Origin of the sequence: Mycobacterium decipiens (assembly GCF_963853665.1) — a bacterium.
In the GTDB taxonomy this organism is placed as follows: domain Bacteria; phylum Actinomycetota; class Actinomycetes; order Mycobacteriales; family Mycobacteriaceae; genus Mycobacterium; species Mycobacterium decipiens.
Genome location: NZ_OY970459.1, coordinates 3,220,590 through 3,237,870, shown reverse-complemented (window position 1 = coordinate 3,237,870; position 17,281 = coordinate 3,220,590). Strand labels below are relative to the sequence as shown.

Genomic DNA, 17,281 nt, shown 5'->3' with positions numbered 1-17,281 from the left:
GTGATGCTCGGGTTTAATAGCGCCCGAAGGCGATCGCCACGTTGTGGCCACCGAATCCGAACGAGTTGTTGATCGCATACCGGTAATTACCCGGTCGCGGTTCACCCGCCACCACGTCCAAATCGATCTCTGGATCGAGGTTTACTAGATTCAGTGTCGGCGGTATTACCTGATCGCGCAACGCGAGCACGGTCAGGATCGATTCCACCGCGCCGACCGCACCGACCGAGTGGCCGAGGGCGGACTTGGGGGCGTACACCGCCGGTTTGTGGCTGCCTAGGGCGTTGTTGATGGCCTTGCCTTCCGCCAGGTCGCCGACCTGGGTGCCGGTGGCGTGCGCGTTGATGTGGTCGATGTCGGCCGGAACCAGGCCCGCCAGCTGAATCGCCCGAGTCATCGCATGCCCGGCGCGTTCCCCGTTGGGGTCCGGCGCCACCATGTGGAAGCCGTCGGAGGTGATGCTGGCCCCCATGATCCGGGCCAGGATGTTGGCACCACGGGCCTTGGCGTGCTCCTCGGTCTCGATCACCAGCAGCGCGCCGCCCTCGCCGAACACGAAGCCGTCGCGGTCCCTGTCGAACGGGCGACAGGCACCGGCAGGGTCATCGTTGTTGGTGGACATCACGATGCGCATCTGGGCGAACCCGGCGATGGGGACAGCCTCGATCCTTGTCTCCACACCGCCGCAGATGGCGACGTCGGCCTCGCCAAGCACGATCTGCTGCCACCCGCGTGCGATGGCCTCAGAGCCGGACGCGCACGCCGACACCGGCGTCATCACCCCGGCCTTGGCGTGCCGTTCCAACCCGACCGCCGCGGCGGCCCCGTTGGGCATGTACTTCTGCACGGCTAGCGGGGAGACCGCCTTCATCCCGCGAGCGCGCATGTCGTCGTAACTGAAGACGAGTTCCTCAGCGGAGCCCAGCCCCGTGCCGATGGACACCATCAATCGGTTGGTGTCCACCTCGGGCGAACCAGCGCTGTCCCATGCGCGCCGGCTCAGAACGGTGGACATCCGCTGCAGGTATCCCATCCGGCGCAGTTCGATCCGCGTCAGCTGGTGGTCGAATTCCTCCAACAGATGCCCACCGATCCGAACTGGCAGGTCGAACTCCTCGACGAATGGGTCGTCGAGCGTACGGATTCCACTTTGGCGGTCCAGCAACAACTTCCACGTAGTCTCCGCGTCGGTTGCGAGTGCGGTCGTCATGGCGACGCCGGTGACGACCACATGGGGAAAAGCTTTCCCGGTAACCAGCTCCGTCATTGGTCTTCCGAACGTTCCTTCCGTGTTCAGTAACGCCCGAAGGCGAGCGCCACGTTGTGGCCGCCGAACCCGAACGAGTTGTTGACCGCATAGCGGTAGTCGCCATAGCGAGGTTCGCCCGCGACGACGTCGAGGTCGATCTCGGGATCTGGTGTCTCGTAGTTCAATGTTGGTGGGATGACGCCGTCGCGCAGCGTCAGCACGGTGAGCACCGACTCGAGCGCGCCAACGGCGCCGATCGAGTGGCCCAGGGCAGACTTCGGCGCGTAGACCGCCGCCTGCTCACAGCCTGCGACCCGGATGGCGTTGGCCTCCGCGGTGTCGCCGATCGGTGTCGCCGTCCCGTGTGCGTTGATGTGGTCGACGTCCTTGGGTGACAGGCCGGCCAACTCCAGCGACCGCGTCATCGCCCTACCGGCACGAATGCCGTCCGCCGCGGGCGCCACCATGTGGAAGGCATCCGAGGTGATCCCGGCCCCCATCAACCGCGCCAACGGCTTGGCGCCACGGGCCTTGGCGTGCTCCTCGGTCTCGATGACCATGAGAGCCCCGGCCTCGCCGAACACGAAGCCGTCGCGATTCTTGTCGAACGGACGTGACGCCCGCTCGGGCTCGTCGTTCCGGGTCGACATGGCCCGCATCATGGAGAACGCCGCGATGGGCAGCGCCTCGATGGGGCCTTCGACACCGCCGCAGACGGCGATGTCGGCGTCGCCCATCACGATCTGACGCCACGCGTGGGCAATCGCCTCTGAGCCCGACGAACACGCCGACACCGGGGTGATCACTCCGGCGCGCGCGCCGAGCTGCAGACCGATCACCGCCGCGGCGCCGTTGGGCATGATCATCTGGACGGCGAGCGGGGACACCTTACGGGGCCCGCCCTCGTTCATCAGGTCGTAGCTTTCGACAATTCGCTCGGCTCCACCCAGACCGGTGCCGACGACAACGGTGAACCGGTCCGGATCGACCTCCGGGGTGCCGGCGGACTCCCATAGCTGTCCGCCGAGCAACTTGCCCATCCGCTGGACGTACGACATGCGCCGCATGTCCAGTCGGCCCATATGGTTGTCGACCGGCTCCTTGAGGTGGCCGCCGATCTTGACGGGCAGGTCCCACTTGGTGATGAACTCGTCTTCGAGTACGTGGATGCCGCTCTCGCCGGCCAACAAACCCTTCCACGTGCTCTCGATGTCCGGCGAGATCGACGTCGTCGCTGTGACGGCGGTCACCACAACGTTGGGGAAACCGCCATTAGCAGTGGAAGGCTTGGTCACTTGGACTCAGCCTCGAGCCTCGCCTGAACGTTCGCAGCAGCCTCGGGGTTCTCCGACACGATCTTGGCGCGCAGTGCCTGAGCGGCCTCGGGGTTCTCTTCCTCGAGCTTCTGGATGTAGGCGACAACGTCACCGACGGTACGCAGACCAGCGAGGTCCTCGTCGGGGATCTTGACGCCGTACTTGTCTTCGGTCTGCACGGCGATCTCGACCATCGACAGCGAGTCGATGTCCAGGTCGTCGACGAACGACTTCTCCGGGGTGATCTCGGACGGCTCGATGCCGGTCACCTCTTCGATGATCTCGGCGATACCGGCAATGATTTCTTCCTGAGTTACAGGCACAGCATGCTTCCCTTCGTAATATGTTGTGTACAAATCGAACTGACGGGTATGAGGTTGTTCTGGCCGAGCCCGCGGTTACAGGTTTGCTAACTCGTCCAGGTCTGCGGGTGACTTGACGGCGCGTGCCGGAACCCCCCGAAGTTCGCGTTTGGCGATACCGCTAAGCGTGCCCGCGGGCGGGAACTCCACGATCGCCGTGACATTGTGCTCACGCATGGTGGCGGTGCACAGGTCCCATCGCACCGGTTGAGTGAGCTGAGAGACCAGGGTGTCCATCGCGGCTGCCGCGGAAGCCACCGGCTTGCCGTCGCGGTTGGACAGCAGTGTGGCGGTGGGCTCGGCGGTTGCGATGCGTGCGGCCGCCGCGGCGTAGCCGTCGAGTGCGGGCGCCATGAACTCGGTGTGGAATGCTCCCGCCACACCCAGTGCCCGCACCCGCGCCCTGGCTGGCGGGTCTTCGGCGAGCTTCTCCAACGCGGTCAGCCGGCCGGCGGCGACGATTTGGCCGGCGGCGTTCCGGTTGGCCGCAACCAGGTCGAGCCGCTCGAGGCGCGCCAGCACCTCGGTCTCGTCGCCGCCGAGGACCGCAGACATGCCGGTCGGGTCGGTGGCGCAGGCCTTGGCCATCTCGGCACCGCGGGTGGCGGCGAGCGCGATGGCGTCGTCGCTGGCCATCACACCGGCGATCGCGTAGGCGGCGATCTCGCCGACGGAGTGGCCGGCCACGATGAAATCCTCACCGGCGAATAGGCCTCGCCGCGTCAGTTCCTGGTGGGCCAGCAGAGTTGCCGCGACAATCAATGGCTGAGCGACCGCGGTGTCGGTGATCTCCTCGGTCGAAGCCGTGGTGCCCAGTCTGGCCAGATCCAGCCCACCGGCCTGCGACCACGTCGCGATCTGGTCCGCCGCGCCGGGCAACTCCAGCCACGGCGACAGCATTCCCTCGGTCTGCGAACCCTGTCCGGGCGCGAGCAACGCAATCACGTGTCTAAGAGAACACTGTGAAGACGGTTTTGCGCGGTGTAACAGATTATGAACCTCGTCTTAGGTTTTTGTATACACCCCACAAAACAGGTCCGTAAGCTATGTGTTTGAGATCGTCCCGCGATCTGTCGTCTGGATCACTTTCTGCCCGGCGGGGCCACTACTTTCTTTCTGGTTTCTTTCTGGTACCTTTCTGGGTCCTTTCTGGGCCCCCTGATGGACCCCCTCTGACCGGCAGGGGAACCGGAGGGATGGCGGTGCGCCCGACGCTTCAGTGTGACGTCGGATAGTTGAGTTGGCCCACGGTGGCCGCCACCCGCAGGACGTAGGCATCGCGTGGCTGGGTGGGATCGCGCCCGGTGAAGTCGGTGATCCGCTTGAGCCGGTACCGCACCGTGTTTGGATGAACGAACAACTTTCTGGCACAGGCCTCAATCGCTCCGCCACAATCCAGGTAGGCGTCCAGTGTCTCGATGAGCGTCGGTCCGGCATCGGCCAGTGGCCGCATCACGTCGGTGTGCAGCGCCACAATCGCCGACGCATCGCCCATCAGGGCGCGTTCGGGCAGGAGTTCTCTGGCCAGCACGGGCCGTGGCGCTCCGCGCCACCCGGCGACGGCGTTCATCCCGGAGATGGCCTCGCTCGCGCTGTGGTAGGCCGCGGTGAGCATGGGCGCCGTCGGCCCAATGACCACCGGAGCATCGGCGAACGCCTCCAGCAGATCTTTGAGGAACTTCTCGGTCGGCGATAGCTGGCCGGAGACGATGGCCACCAACCAGGTGCCGTGCACGTCGGTGAGCGCTGCGCGGCCGTTGCGCATCGCGATATCGCGGACATCCTGGCTGGCCCGATCGCTGTCACCGTTGTTGGTGGAGCCGTTTCGGCCGGGTGCCGGAGTTCCCACCACAACGGTTGCCGGTGCGGTGGTGTCCCAGTTCAGTGCGGCCGCCCGGGACAGCAGCTCGGGACCGGTGTCGCCGCGTACCACCGCGTCGACCACGCTGGCCTCCATCCGGCTGTCCCAGGTGCCACGTGCCTCGGCCGCGTCGGCGTAGGCCGTGGCGGCGGTGAATGCCAGGTCGCGGCTGTACTTCAAAATGCCCACGGTGAGGGCGGTCAACTGCTCTTCGGAACGGGCGAGCAGGGGCACGACCTCTTCGAAGAACTCCATGGTGACCCGCACCATGTCCACGGTCTGGCGCAGCGCGATTCGTCGGGTCAGGTCCTGGGGCACCAGCTCGAATGCCTGCGCCGTATAGCTGACGTCACTATGCGGTTCGTGCATCCACTCAACGAAGTTCACCACGGCCGTCTGCACCACCAGCGCCACACTGGCGCGTTGGGACGCTTCCAGGTCGGCGAAGAACGGCAACCGTTCTTGCATGGCCGAGACCGCCTCGGTGGCCAGCCGGCCGGAGTATTGCTTCAACCGCCGCAGCAGCGAATCGGGCACCGTGTCCAGCAGTTCGAGCGGTGACCGCGGGCGGGCAAGTGGAGCCAACTGGTTGTCGTTCACCCCTAAAAGCTACGCCAGATTTCTGGAAGTATCCGCCAAAGGTGTCCCGCGAGTTGTCCAGTCGGCCCGCCGGGTTTAGGCCCCGGGGCCGGAATCGGTGGTCTGCTCGGGTGCGGCCGCCACGTCGTCGATCCGGTACTGCCGGGCCGCCGTGACCGGCACGGACGGGTCAATTTCACCGTCGCGGGCCAGTGCCTCGAGTACCGCGACAACCTGGGATTCGGCGTCGGTGTTGAAGTAGCGACGAGCAGCGGGCCGGGTGTCGGAAAATCCGAACCCGTCGGTGCCCAGTGTGAGATACGTGCCGGGCACCCACGGCCGGATCTGTTCGGGGACCGCGCGCATCCAGTCCGAGACGGCGATCACCGGGCCGCTGGCCCCTTCCAGGGCCTGCGTTACGTACGGGACGCCGGGCGGCCGGTCGGGGTGGCGCAGCCGCTGCGTCTCGATGGAAACCCCGTCGCGGTTCAGCTCGCCCCAACTGGTCACCGACCACACATCGGCGGCCACGTCCCACTCGGCGGCCAGCATCTGTGCCGCCTTCAGCGCAGCGGGCATCGACACCCCGGAGGCCAGGATCTGTGCCTTGCTAACGCGCTGCTCCGTGGCGGTGTGGTACCGGTAAATGCCACGCAGCACGCCTTCGGGATCGAAGTTCTCCGGCTCCGGCGGCTGAACGTACGGCTCGTTGTAGACGGTTATGTAGAAGAACACGTTCTCCGGGTTGTCCCCGAACATCCTGGACAGTCCGCTTTCCACGATGTAGGCGACTTCGTAGGCGAAGGCCGGGTCGTAGGCGATCACCGCCGGATTGGTGCTGGCCAGCAGCAACGAGTGGCCGTCGGCGTGTTGCAGGCCCTCACCGGTCAGCGTGGTGCGCCCGGCGGTGGCGCCGAGCACGAACCCGCGAGCCATCTGGTCGGCCGCGGACCAGAAGCTGTCGCCGGTGCGCTGGAAGCCGAACATCGAGTAGAAGATGTAGATCGGGATCATCGGCTCGTTGTGCGTCGCATAGGACGTGCCGGCCGCGATGAACGAGCCCACCGATCCGGCTTCGTTGATGCCCTCGTGCAGGATCTGCCCGACTTCGCTCTCCTTGTACGCCAGCATCAGGTCGGCGTCGACCGCGGTATACAGCTGACCGTTGCGGTTGTAGATCTTCAGTGACGGGAACCAGGAGTCCATCCCGAAGGTGCGCGCCTCGTCGGGAATGATCGGGACTATCCGCGGGCCGATCTCTTTGTCGCGCAACACTTCTTTAAACGTGCGCACTGTCGCCATGGTGGTGGCGACCTCCTGGTTTCCGGAGCCCTTTTTCAGTGGTGCGTAGATGTCGCGACCAGGAAGGGTCAGCGCCTTGGACTTGGTCCGGCGCTCGGGGAGGAAGCCGCCGAGGGCGCGACGCCGGTCGAGCAGATAGCGGATCTCCGGGGCGTCCGGGCCGGGGTGATAGTACGGCGGCAGGTACGGGTTCTCTTCGAGCTGAGCATCCGAAATCGGAATCCGCTGTGTATCGCGAAACTCCTTAAGGTCTTCCAGCGCAAGCTTTTTCATCTGGTGCGTGGCGTTGCGGCCTTCAAAATGCTTACCCAGCGCGTAGCCCTTGATGGTCTTGGCCAGAATCACCGTCGGCTGTCCCTTGTGGTCGACGGCGGCGCGGTAGGCGGCGTAAACCTTGCGGTAGTCGTGGCCGCCACGCTTGAGGTTCCAGATCTCCTGGTCGCTCATGTTCTTCACCAGCGCCTTGGTGCGCGGGTCGCGGCCGAAGAAGTGGTCGCGCACGTAGCCGCCGTCGTTGGCCTTGTAGGTCTGGTAATCACCATCGGGGGTTGTGTTCATCAAGTTCACCAGCGCGCCATCGCGGTCGGCGTGCAGCAAGGCATCCCATTCGCGGCCCCACACCACCTTGATGACGTTCCAGCCGGCCCCGCGGAAGAACGACTCCAACTCCTGAATGATTTTGCCGTTGCCGCGCACCGGGCCGTCGAGGCGCTGCAGGTTGCAGTTGATCACGAAGGTCAGATTGTCCAGGCCTTCCAGTGCCCCGACGTGGGCCAGCCCACGGCTCTCGGGCTCGTCCATCTCGCCGTCGCCCAAAAAGCACCACACGTGCTGGTCGGAGGTGTCTTTGATACCTCGGTCATGCAGGTAGTGGTTGAACCGTGCTTGGTAGATGGCGTTGAGTGGGCCCAGACCCATCGACACGGTGGGGAACTCCCAGAAGTCGGGCATTAACCGGGGGTGCGGATAGGACGGCAACCCGCCGCCGGCGTGGCTGTGCTCCTGGCGGAAGCCATCAAGCTGATCTGCGCTGAGTCGACCTTCTAAGAAGGCGCGCGCGTAGATGCCCGGGGAGGCGTGGCCTTGGATGAACACCTGATCCCCGCCGCCGGAATGCGACTTGCCGCGGAAGAAGTGGTTGAAACCGACCTCATAGAGGGCAGCAGACGAGGCATAGGTGGAGATATGACCACCGACGCCGACACCCGGCCGTTGCGCGCGGTGCACCATGATCGCCGCGTTCCATCTGATCCACGCCCGATACCGACGCTCGACGTCCTCGTCGCCGGGGAACCACGGCTCCAGCTCGGTCGGGATGGTGTTGACATAGTCGGTCGACGTCAATGCCGGGATCGCCACCCGCTGCTCGCCGGCCCGCTCCAGCAGCCGCAGCATCAGGTAGCGGGCCCGCGACGGCCCGGAGCGTTCCAGCAACGTGTCGAAAGACTCCAGCCACTCCGAGGTCTCCTCGGGATCGATGTCGGGCAGGTACGACGCCACGCCTTCGCGGATCACCCGAACACGGTCGGGTTCGCTTGCGCTGTTTGAGTTTTGGGCCAGATCGTGGCGGGCGAAATCGGTAGTCAACGCACTACTCCTGTAGTTGGCGGGCTTCCACTTGGGTGCTGTTTGGATGATCGTCTCTCTATCGTGCCGCACCGTGTTTGCGGGCGGATAGCCGCGGTCGGGTCGGGTGCGGCCAGCGCGGTCGCGCCCGCGACCCGGTAACGTCACATGTCGTGCTCATCGGATGGCGTGCCGTCCCTCGCAGGCACGGGGGGGAGTTCCCCAGGCGAGGCGCCCTGGCGCTCGGCTGTATCGCGGTGCTGTTGATGGGGATCGTCGGATGTAGCACCGTCACCGGAGGTACGGCCACGCCCGACACCAACGTCGCACCGGCCTACCGATCGTCGGTGTCTGCGTCCGTGTCGGCTTCGTCGGTGACGTCGAGTATCCGGGAGTCGCAGCGACAACAATCGCTGACGACCAAGGCGATTCACACCTCATGTGATGCGCTGGCGACCACGAGCAAGGACGCGATCGACAAGGTGAACGCCTTTGTGGCGGCGTTCAATCAGGGCCGCAGCACGGGCCCCACCGAAGGCCCGGCCATTGATGCGCTCAACGACAGCGCCTCGGCGGTCTCGGGCAGTTTGAGCGGGGCGTTGTCATCGCAGCTGGGGGATGCGCTCAACGCGTATATCGACGCGGCCCGGGCGGTAGCAAGTGCCATCGGCACCCACGCGTCGACAGCGGAGTTCAACCGGCGGGTCGATGAGCTCAACGACACCAAGACGCAGGCATTGAAAATGTGCCTGGCCGCCTTCTGAGGCGGGCGGTCGGACCGGGTTCTGGCTGTGCGACGATAATGCCCATCGCACGTTGTGCGGCTGGTTAAAGGAGGTTCCACGGTGGTCGCGGCGGATCACGCCTCGAACTACGCCCGCAAACTGGGCATCCAACGAGACCAAGTTGTCCAGGAATGGGGCTGGGACGAAGACACCGACGACGACATCCGCGTAGCCGTCGAAGAAGCATGCGCGGGCGAGTTGCTCGATGAAGACACCGACGAGGTAATCGACGTCGTGCTGCTCTGGTGGCGTGACGGCGACGGCGATTTGGTGGACACACTGATGGATGCGATCGGCCCGCTCGCCGAGGACGGTGTCATTTGGGTGCTGACTCCCAAGACCGGCCAGCCCGGCCACGTCCTGCCCGCGGAGATCGCCGAAGCGGCCCCGACCGCCGGGCTGATGCCGACCTCATCGGTCAACCTCGGTAACTGGAGCGCCAGCCGCTTGGTACAGCCGAAATCGCGGGCCGGCAAACGCTGATGTTGGACGTGGGAACCACCGCCCCTGACTTCACGCTGCGTGACCAGAATCAGCAGCACGTCACGCTCAGCGGCTACCGGGGCGCTGAGGGCGCCAAGAACGTGCTGCTGGTGTTCTTCCCGTTGGCGTTCACCGGCATCTGCCAGGGCGAGCTGGACCAGTTGCGGGATCACCAGCCCGCATTCGAGAACGACGACAGTGCGGTGCTGGCGATATCGGTGGGCCCGCCGCCCACTCACAAAATTTGGGCCACCCAGAGCGGATTCACGTTTCCGGTGCTATCGGACTTCTGGCCGCACGGCGCGGTCAGCCAGGCCTACGGCGTGTTCAATGACCAGGCCGGCATCGCCAACCGTGGCACTTTTGTGGTCGACCGGTCGGGGATCATTCGGTTCGCCGAGATGAAGCAGCCGGGTGAAGTTCGCGACCAGCGGCTGTGGACGGACGCGCTGGTGGCGCTACGGGCCTGAGGGCGTTTGGGAGGTTGGCGCTCGGCGGTGTAGCCTGCGGCGGGCATGGGGCGCGTAGCTCAGTGGTAGAGCTCTGGTTTTACACACCAGCGGTCGGCGGTTCGATACCGTCCGCGCCCACCAGTCGGCGAGCGCTAGCCTTGTCGAGGGCTTGGCCGGGATTGCGCGGTGCCTGCAGGTTTCGGCCCTGCTCGATCGCGAGGAATTGGGCGTCAACGCTGCTGAGCCGTCTCACTTTTGCGCTGCTCGCCGCGCGTGCACGGTCTTGTTGCCCTGCAACGCTTTGCTTCAACAGATCGAGCTCCTTTTCGAAAGCGTCGGCGATGCAGGCCGCCATCTTGGACTTCGTGGCTGCCGCGAGTTCGTCGGGACCATGTGATGCACGCCCAGCGTGCACTCAGGGCGAAGTTTTAGCGATTTTTCCGCACTGGGTACACGTTCGGCGACGGAAAGTTCACCACGGCGTGCCGATCCGCATCGGCACGCCAGCCCTGGGCGCTAGCGGCCGCGTGCAGCGTCGGCTCGGCATGAAGAGCGAGCTGGGCCCGGCGCTGGTGCACATGCTCAATCGCCGCTACGTCGTCTCCAACGGCAAGGCTCGCGATGTCCTCGGATTCAATCCGACCGTCGCCTATCAGGAGGGATGGCGCGATCCGAGCGGTGCGCCCGCCGCGAGGGCATCATCTCAGGCCGGCCCGCAACAGATTCGCTCAGGCCTGAAGCGCGCCTGCCGGCCAACGCGCTGAGCGACAGTGCCGCGGTTGCGCCGGCGACCTCTTCGGGCCTGCTTGCGATTGATTTCAGCATGATCGGGCCACAACTGCGGGGAGTCAGCGCCCTTCGTTGTCGGTCATGGGCTGGTATGGCAGTGTGTGGGCGTGGACAAGCCATCCGGTTTACCAAGCGACCGCGCTGCGACGGGACGGGCGACACCGCCAGTGCGGCCAACGACGTCGGACCAGCTGCCGGCGACCAAGGCCGACCTGTATGCCGCGGTGGATGCCATGCGCGCCGATATGCGTGAGCTGCTCGACCAGATCAGCACCCTGATTCGGGAGTCGACCCAGAAATAGGGTTTCGGCCCACACCGCGGCACTATGAGCGGATGAGGCCGTTTCGCATCGACGTTCCCAACGACGTTCTCGACGACCTGAATTCGCGTTTGGCGCGCACTCGGTGGCCGGAAGCCGAATGCGTGGACGACTGGAGCCAGGGCGTCCCATTGGGCTATACCCGCGAGCTGGCCGCGTACTGGGCCAACGAATACGACTGGCGGTCGCGGGAGGCCGCGCTGAACCGTTTCGACCAGTTCATCACCGAAATCGATGGATTGGACCTCCATTTCATCCACCAGCGGTCCGCTCACGAGAACGCTTTCCCATTGCTGATCACGCACGGTTGGCCTGGTTCGATCGTGGAATTCCACAAGGTGATCGAGCCGCTGACCGATCCGACGGCCCATGGTGGACGTGCCGAAGACGCCTTCCACGTCATCTGTCCGGCATTGCCCGGGTACGGCTTTTCCGGCAAGCCCACCGGGACGGGGTGGGGCGTCGAAAAGATCGCGCAGGCCTGGGAGACGCTCATGCTGCGCCTTGGCTACCAGCGCTACGGTGCCCAGGGCGGCGACTGGGGCGCCGCGGTCACCACCCAGATTGGCCGCAACGGCGGTCACTGCGTAGCAATTCATCTGAATATGCCGATCGCCTGGCCCACGCCCGAGGCCCTCAACAATCCCACCGAGGAGGAGCAACAGGCCCTGGCCGCGTTGGCCTACCACCGGAAGTGGGGCACCGGCTATTCCAAGCTGCAATCCACTCGGCCGCAGACGGTGGGCTACGGCCTGGTCGATTCGCCGGTGGGCCAACTGGCGTGGATCGTCGAGAAGTTCTGGGCGTGGATGGACTGCGACGGATACCCCGAGAATGTGCTCAGCCGGGACGAGCTGCTGGACAACGTGATGATGTATTGGGTGACCGGCACCGCCGCTTCCTCAGCCCGGTTGTACTGGGAAAGCATGAAGAGCTTTGAGCCGACGGGCCGTGTCGAAGTGCCGACCGGGGTCGCGTCCTTCCCCAAGGAGATCCTGCGCGCCTCGCGGACGTGGTGCGAGCCGAACTACAACATCACCCACTGGACGACCATGCCGCGCGGTGGGCACTTTGCCGCATTCGAACAACCGGAGCTGTTCGTCGAGGACGTACGTGAGTTCTTTGCGACAGTGCGGGGAGCGCGTTAGGCGCGAGCTAGGGTCCGGCTCGTTCGTTGTTGTGGAAGAGGCGTTCGGGGTGGTGGTAGCTGTCGGTGCGGGGTTGGCCGTGGTCGAGGTGTGGTGGGGGATCCATGCGTTTGGCTGTTGGGGAGTTTGCTTGTGTGCCAGCCTTTTGCGGCGAGTTGGTGGTTGGGTGTGCAGGGGAAGGTGAGTTTGTCGATGTTGGTTTGCCGGCCGCTGGCCACAGCTGATCGGTAGCCAATCGGCGATCACCTGTGGGCCGGCCCGCCGATCGCGGGCGGGATCCTCGCACCCCAGCCCGGCGATCACGTCGTGGCCGACTGCGATTTGGCGTCGGCGTGCGGTTTCTAGGCGCTGCAGCGTGCGCAGTCGCACGGCCGGCTCCAGGCGCTGGAAGTTCAGCTCGCCGATGGCTGTCACCGCGGCATCCAGCGCGTCGAACGCGGCGGCCACCTCCACCGGAGCGGTAATCGAACACATGTACTGCTTGTCTGCTTAAGTGGACCTATGCTCCACTGCACGAACTCATCGGTGGTATCGGCCGGTCTGAACCGCTCGATCTCCCAAATGGCGATTGCCCTATAAGATTCGTGGACAGCGAGGCGTTCGGTGAGTTCTGACCACACAGCGGCGGTGACCGCCGACTTCGTATTGGACATGGACGAACTACGCATTGTCGCCCGATATGGAGCCGAGCTGGCTGACGGTCTGCTTCCAATTTTCGAACTCGCATGCCCAGACGATCCGCGCCCGAGAACGGCCGTGGCGGCAGCATGGGAGTTCGTGCACGGTGCGCCCCGGACCAGACTTCAGCGGATCACATCGATGGACGCACACCGCGCCGCGACGGCAGCCCCCGCCGAAGCGCCTCGCCTGGCCGCGCAAGCAGCTGGCGACGCCGCCTCCGCAGCTTATCTACATCCCATCGCCAAAGCCCACCAGGTCGGCCACATCTTGCGCGCCGCCGCCAACGCGGCACGCGTAGCCGAGATCAGTGCCCCGTCCGTGCCCGCAGCGGCGGCTCAAGCAGCGATCCAACGGGCGTGCCAGCTTGCCACCCCGGCGTTGATCGCCGTCCTGCGTCGATATCCGCAAGCGCCAGCGGGCAAAAGCCGTACCGCGCAACTCATGACGACATTGGACTTAACATTACGCGCGACTCAGTGAAGCGGCCCCCTCCGCCGCGACTCGACGAACACGCCCGGCGGCGGCCCGAAGAACCTCAGTGCTAGACGATTCGCCACCCGCGTCGTGCGCGGAACCGCATGTCCCAGAGGTAGAGCTGATAGACGAAGATCCAGGCCCGATGCGGAATCAGCCGGTCGGCTAGCCGCAGCGCGGAAAGTAGCCACTGGAAGCGACGCTGCTGGCCAAGCGACCAGTCCAACCGCATCATCGCGCGAAACTCGGGTGCCAAGAACCCCGTCGTCGCGAACAGGTTGAACGGCCCCGCCACCGCACGCAACGGCAACGGTAGAAACGCCACCGAGGCCACCCCCCGAAGATGCTCGCGCACCGGCGGATCAATCTGCAGCTCATCAAGCGAGCGCTTCCAGTATTCGTCGAAGGCGACCCGGTCGGGTGGCCACATTCCCTCCGGCACCTGCAGCGTGGTCCCCAACCGCTTGCCGTCCTGGTAGACCGCGTCGGCGGCGGCGTCTTCGAGTGGGCCGTGCAGGAATTCGTGCTGGTCCACAAAATAGCGGTACAGGCAGGCGGCTACCCACAGCTGCAGCTTCGGATCGAAGGCGTTGTAGGACACCGGGCTCGACGACGTCGACCGCACCTGCCGGTGGGCGCCATCCACGGCACCCCGGATCAGCGCGCGGTCGGACTGGGTCCCAATGGTCGCCACCGCCAGGTAGGTACCGGTGGTGCGGGCCCGCTTGAACGGATGCTTATAGACATTGCCGCTGTCCACCGGACTTTCCAGCACGCCATACCCGACGCCCGGCAACGACAGCTGCATGATGACGTTCGCGGCCGGCAACAACATCGCCGCCGGGTTCAACAGGTCGGCGACCCGGGTCGCGGGCCGCTTCATGGATCCTGCCCCATGGGATCGAGTGAACCACGTGTGAGACGCTGCCGGGGTGTTTGCGGGGTTCTCTACGCGGACTCGGCGGACCCGGATCGTCGGCGCGGTGGCCGGCTACCTGGTCGACGTCGTGTTGGGCGATCCCAAACGACGTCATCCCGTGGCGGTGTTCGGCCGAGCGGCAGCCAACTTGGAGCAGATGACGTACCGCGATACCAGGGTGGCCGGAGCGGTACACGTGAGCCTGCTCGTCGGGGCGGTGGGCCTACTGGGCGCGGTTTTGCAGCTGCTGGCCGGCAGGCGTGGGTCTGTCGCGGCCATCGCAACGGCCACCTGGATATCACTTGGCGGAACTTCACTGGCGCGCACCGGCCTACAGATGTCGGAACTGTTGGAGCGTGACGACGTCGAGGCGGCGCGACGGCTGCTGCCGTCGCTGTGCGGGCGCGATCCGGCCAAGCTCGACCGGCCGGGCCTGACGCGTGCCGCGCTGGAGTCGGTGGCCGAAAACACCTCCGACGCCCAGGTGGTGCCGCTGCTCTGGGCGGCGACGGGCGGCGTACCCGCGGTGCTGGGATATCGCGCCATCAACACCTTGGACTCGATGATCGGATACCGCTCGCCGCGTTATCACCGTTTCGGCTGGGCAGCGGCACGATTGGATGACCTGGCCAACTACATTGGCGCGCGGGTGACGGCGGCGCTGGTGGTGATCTGCGCACCGATCATCGGTGGCTCTCCGGGCGGTGCGTTACGGGCGTGGCGCCGCGACGCGAACCGGCATCCCAGCCCCAATGCCGGTGTCGTGGAGGCGGCCTTTGCCGGGGCACTCGACGTGCGGCTGGGCGGGCCGACCCGGTACCAGCATGAGTTGCAGATCCGGCCCAGTTTGGGCGACGGTCGCCAGCCCACGGTGGCCGATCTACGCCGCGCTGTAGCGCTATCGCGGGTGGTGCAGACGGGGGCCGCGGTATTGGCTGGGATGCTTGTCTACCGCTGGCGCCCATAGCGGTCGGCCAGTTTCTCCTCGACCGTCATCGGCCTGTCCGGCCGTGGTGACCCCGGCTTTTCTCGGCGGCGGGCACGGATCTCGGCGTAGGCGAAATAGCCCAGTCCGATCGGTGCCAGAATGCCGAACGAGATCCACTGGATGCCGTAGGACAGGAACGGCCCGGGATCCAGGTGCGGAATGCCGAGCACGCCGAGCCCGCCGGGTTGGTCTTCGATCAATTGCAGATAGGACCCGGTCAGCGGGACTCTGGTCAGTGCGGCGACCTGTGCGGTATTGATCGAATACACCTGCTGGAAACCGTCTCTGGAGAACGGATCTTTGCCCGCCATGGTCGGTTCGGAGTCGCGGAGCCGCGCGGTGATGGTGACCGTCTGCACCGGCGGGTGGGGGATCGGCGGTACGTGAGAGCCCGGCTCCGGCCGCACGTAGCCTCGGTCGACCAGCACGGTTGGTCCGCCGTCGACGACGAATGGAACCAGCACCTCAAACGCCTGGTCGCCCTCGACCACCCGCAGTCGAGCCAGCACCTGCAGGTCCGGAAGGTACCGCCCGGTTGCCGTCACCCGGCGCCACTGTGCCTCAGGAGCCGACGAATCCTGCTGCGGTAGCACGGTTTTCAACGGAACCGGTGGGGTGTTGAGGGAATACTCGATCTGGTGGTTTTCTCGCGACGTTTTTGTATTCTTGCCCAGCTGCCATGGTGCGAGCACGGTAAAGCATAGGTAGGTGAACGCGATGACGACCAGGGCTAACGCCAGCCAGCCCGGCCGCAGCAGGAACGCCAAGCGGGGCAGGAGCCGGGGCATCAGCCGGGTCCGTTCCGCGCGAGTTGTTCGTCCACCCAGTCGTGCAGGCCGGGGAGGGCGGAATCGATCACGGCGAAGGCCGCCTCGAAGTCATCGTGATCGCCGTAGTAGGGATCCTCGACGTCGAGCGCATAGGCCCCCGAGCGAGGATCGAATGATCGCAGTATCCGTATCCGGGCGGCTTCGACGCCCAGCTGCCGCAACAGCCGAGCATGATTGCGGCCCAACGCCACCAACAGGTCTGCCGCCAGGTGTTCGGTGCCGACCTGTGCGGCCCGGTGGTCGGTAGGGTAACCGTGGGCCCGCAACACCCGTGCCGCCCGCTCGTCGGCGCAATCGCCTACATGCCAGTTGCCGGTGCCCGCACTGGTCACCCGCACCACCGCGTCGCTCAGGCCGCGCCGGCGGAGCTGTTGGGCGAACATCTTCTCGGCCATCGGCGAACGGCAGATGTTGCCCGAACAGACGAATGTGACGTGCAGCGCATTCTCGCTCTCGTGACGATTCGAGGAGGCCAGCGGATCAGACACCGAGCGCCTCGCGCAGCTCGTCGATAGTCGCGGTATGCGTGACGGTGAAGGGGGTCTTGTCGGTGAAATCGGCCCGCCCGTATCCCCAGCCGACCACCACCGTGTCGATGCCGTGCGCGGCCGCGCCGTCGACGTCATGGCTGCGGTCGCCGACCATGAGCACACGATCGGGTAGCGGTTGCAGCTGCGTGAGTGCGTGGGCCAGCACGTCGACCTTGCTGCTGCGCGTGCCGTCGGTGCTGGCGCCCGCGATGACCTCGAAGTACTGCTCGATTCCGAAGTGATTGAGGATGCGCCGTGCGGTCGGCTCTGCCTTGGAGGTGGCGACGGCCAGCCGGACTCGGGCGGCGTGCAGGTCGGCCAGTAGTGGCTCGATCCCGTCGAACAAATTGTTCATCGCCCAGCCGTGGGCGCTGTAGTGAGCTCGGTATGCCGCGATGGCCTCCTCGGCGAATTCGCCGAGTTCCATGCCGCGCAGCGTGTCGTGCATGGGCGGTCCGACGATATGGGCGGTCAGATCACCCTCGGGTACGGCGGCACCGATGTGGTCGAGCGCATGGCGGAAGCTGGACACGATCCCGCGGGCCGAGTCGGTCAGCGTGCCATCCAGATCGAAGATCACCAGCTGGGGGCGGTCGGTCCGGCTCGCGGTCGTATCGGTCACGATTCCATTGTCGTTGATGGAGCGG

At 65.6% G+C, this 17,281-nt stretch carries 19 protein-coding genes and 1 tRNA gene; 10 read left to right on the top strand and 10 right to left on the bottom strand.

The features are described 5' to 3' along the window. Window positions 1-13: 13 nt before the first annotated feature. From kasB to aceE, 6 genes are all read right to left on the bottom strand, one after another. A complete protein-coding gene (gene kasB / locus AADZ55_RS14205) occupies window positions 14-1,267 on the bottom strand; it encodes a 3-oxoacyl-ACP synthase KasB (RefSeq protein ID WP_207569044.1) in 1,254 nt (417 codons plus the stop codon). A gap of 26 nt (window positions 1,268-1,293) precedes the next feature. After that, window positions 1,294-2,544, bottom strand: coding sequence for a 3-oxoacyl-ACP synthase KasA (gene kasA / locus AADZ55_RS14200; protein ID WP_085324321.1), 1,251 nt, complete (start codon window positions 2,542-2,544; stop codon window positions 1,294-1,296). Further along, window positions 2,541-2,888 carry a meromycolate extension acyl carrier protein AcpM gene (gene acpM / locus AADZ55_RS14195; RefSeq protein WP_085324320.1) on the bottom strand — a complete coding sequence of 116 codons (348 nt, stop codon included), beginning with the start codon at window positions 2,886-2,888 and terminating at the stop codon, window positions 2,541-2,543. The genes kasA and acpM overlap by 4 nt, the downstream gene beginning before the upstream one ends. A 75-nt stretch (window positions 2,889-2,963) precedes the next feature. Continuing rightward, entirely contained in the window at window positions 2,964-3,872 is a 909-nt protein-coding gene (locus AADZ55_RS14190) for an ACP S-malonyltransferase (RefSeq protein WP_085324319.1), read from the bottom strand. A gap of 271 nt (window positions 3,873-4,143) precedes the next feature. Beyond that, complete coding sequence (locus tag AADZ55_RS14185) at window positions 4,144-5,388, bottom strand: PucR family transcriptional regulator (protein WP_085324318.1); 1,245 nt, start codon at window positions 5,386-5,388, stop codon at window positions 4,144-4,146. A 75-nt stretch (window positions 5,389-5,463) separates the two neighbouring features. Then, on the bottom strand, window positions 5,464-8,256 hold the full coding sequence (gene aceE, locus AADZ55_RS14180; RefSeq protein WP_085324378.1) for a pyruvate dehydrogenase (acetyl-transferring), homodimeric type: 2,793 nt from the start codon (window positions 8,254-8,256) through the stop codon (window positions 5,464-5,466). Between the two features lie 152 nt (window positions 8,257-8,408). Between aceE and AADZ55_RS14175 the strand changes: the two genes are divergently transcribed. The 9 genes from AADZ55_RS14175 to AADZ55_RS14130 all read left to right on the top strand — a co-directional run bounded on the left by AADZ55_RS14175 (window position 8,409) and on the right by AADZ55_RS14130 (window position 13,373). Then, window positions 8,409-8,999, top strand: coding sequence for a hypothetical protein (locus tag AADZ55_RS14175; RefSeq protein ID WP_085324317.1), 591 nt, complete (start codon window positions 8,409-8,411; stop codon window positions 8,997-8,999). An 81-nt stretch (window positions 9,000-9,080) separates the two neighbouring features. Further along, window positions 9,081-9,503 (top strand): DUF3052 domain-containing protein, encoded by a 423-nt coding sequence (locus AADZ55_RS14170; protein ID WP_085324316.1) that lies wholly within the window; start codon window positions 9,081-9,083, stop codon window positions 9,501-9,503. Continuing rightward, window positions 9,503-9,973: a peroxiredoxin gene (locus AADZ55_RS14165; RefSeq protein WP_085324315.1), complete on the top strand. Its 471-nt coding sequence runs from the start codon at window positions 9,503-9,505 to the stop codon at window positions 9,971-9,973. Before AADZ55_RS14170 ends, AADZ55_RS14165 begins: the two co-directional genes overlap by 1 nt. Before the next feature lie 48 nt (window positions 9,974-10,021). Next, a tRNA-Val gene (locus AADZ55_RS14160) sits at window positions 10,022-10,096 on the top strand. Window positions 10,097-10,437: 341 nt separating this feature from the next. Next, complete coding sequence (locus AADZ55_RS14155; RefSeq protein WP_119184918.1) at window positions 10,438-10,719, top strand: hypothetical protein; 282 nt, start codon at window positions 10,438-10,440, stop codon at window positions 10,717-10,719. Between the two features lie 132 nt (window positions 10,720-10,851). Further along, window positions 10,852-11,046, top strand: coding sequence for a hypothetical protein (locus tag AADZ55_RS14150; RefSeq protein WP_133056403.1), 195 nt, complete (start codon window positions 10,852-10,854; stop codon window positions 11,044-11,046). Window positions 11,047-11,078: 32 nt separating this feature from the next. Continuing rightward, on the top strand, window positions 11,079-12,212 hold the full coding sequence (locus AADZ55_RS14145) for an epoxide hydrolase family protein (protein ID WP_085324313.1): 1,134 nt from the start codon (window positions 11,079-11,081) through the stop codon (window positions 12,210-12,212). A gap of 355 nt (window positions 12,213-12,567) precedes the next feature. Beyond that, entirely contained in the window at window positions 12,568-12,705 is a 138-nt protein-coding gene (locus AADZ55_RS14135) for a hypothetical protein (protein WP_165759354.1), read from the top strand. A gap of 158 nt (window positions 12,706-12,863) precedes the next feature. Then, window positions 12,864-13,373, top strand: a complete 510-nt coding sequence (locus AADZ55_RS14130) for a putative immunity protein (RefSeq protein WP_085324377.1) — start codon at window positions 12,864-12,866, stop codon at window positions 13,371-13,373. 61 nt (window positions 13,374-13,434) lie between these two features. Here AADZ55_RS14130 and AADZ55_RS14125 read toward each other — a convergent pair whose 3' ends face one another. Next, on the bottom strand, window positions 13,435-14,250 hold the full coding sequence (locus tag AADZ55_RS14125) for an oxygenase MpaB family protein (RefSeq protein ID WP_207569043.1): 816 nt from the start codon (window positions 14,248-14,250) through the stop codon (window positions 13,435-13,437). Window positions 14,251-14,299: 49 nt separating this feature from the next. Between AADZ55_RS14125 and AADZ55_RS14120 the strand changes: the two genes are divergently transcribed. Continuing rightward, on the top strand, window positions 14,300-15,253 hold the full coding sequence (locus tag AADZ55_RS14120) for a cobalamin biosynthesis protein (RefSeq protein WP_085324312.1): 954 nt from the start codon (window positions 14,300-14,302) through the stop codon (window positions 15,251-15,253). On the opposite strand, the gene AADZ55_RS14115 is transcribed toward AADZ55_RS14120, so the two are convergent. The 3 genes from AADZ55_RS14115 to AADZ55_RS14105 are packed head-to-tail and all read right to left on the bottom strand — an operon-like array spanning window position 15,235 to window position 17,256. Continuing rightward, entirely contained in the window at window positions 15,235-16,050 is an 816-nt protein-coding gene (locus AADZ55_RS14115; RefSeq protein WP_085324375.1) for an SURF1 family protein, read from the bottom strand. The two genes, AADZ55_RS14120 and AADZ55_RS14115, sit on opposite strands and share 19 nt — an antisense overlap. A gap of 11 nt (window positions 16,051-16,061) precedes the next feature. Continuing rightward, a complete protein-coding gene (locus AADZ55_RS14110) occupies window positions 16,062-16,544 on the bottom strand; it encodes a low molecular weight protein-tyrosine-phosphatase (protein ID WP_085324374.1) in 483 nt (160 codons plus the stop codon). A gap of 40 nt (window positions 16,545-16,584) precedes the next feature. Beyond that, window positions 16,585-17,256: an HAD-IA family hydrolase gene (locus tag AADZ55_RS14105; RefSeq protein ID WP_242670021.1), complete on the bottom strand. Its 672-nt coding sequence runs from the start codon at window positions 17,254-17,256 to the stop codon at window positions 16,585-16,587. Window positions 17,257-17,281 lie beyond the last annotated feature (25 nt).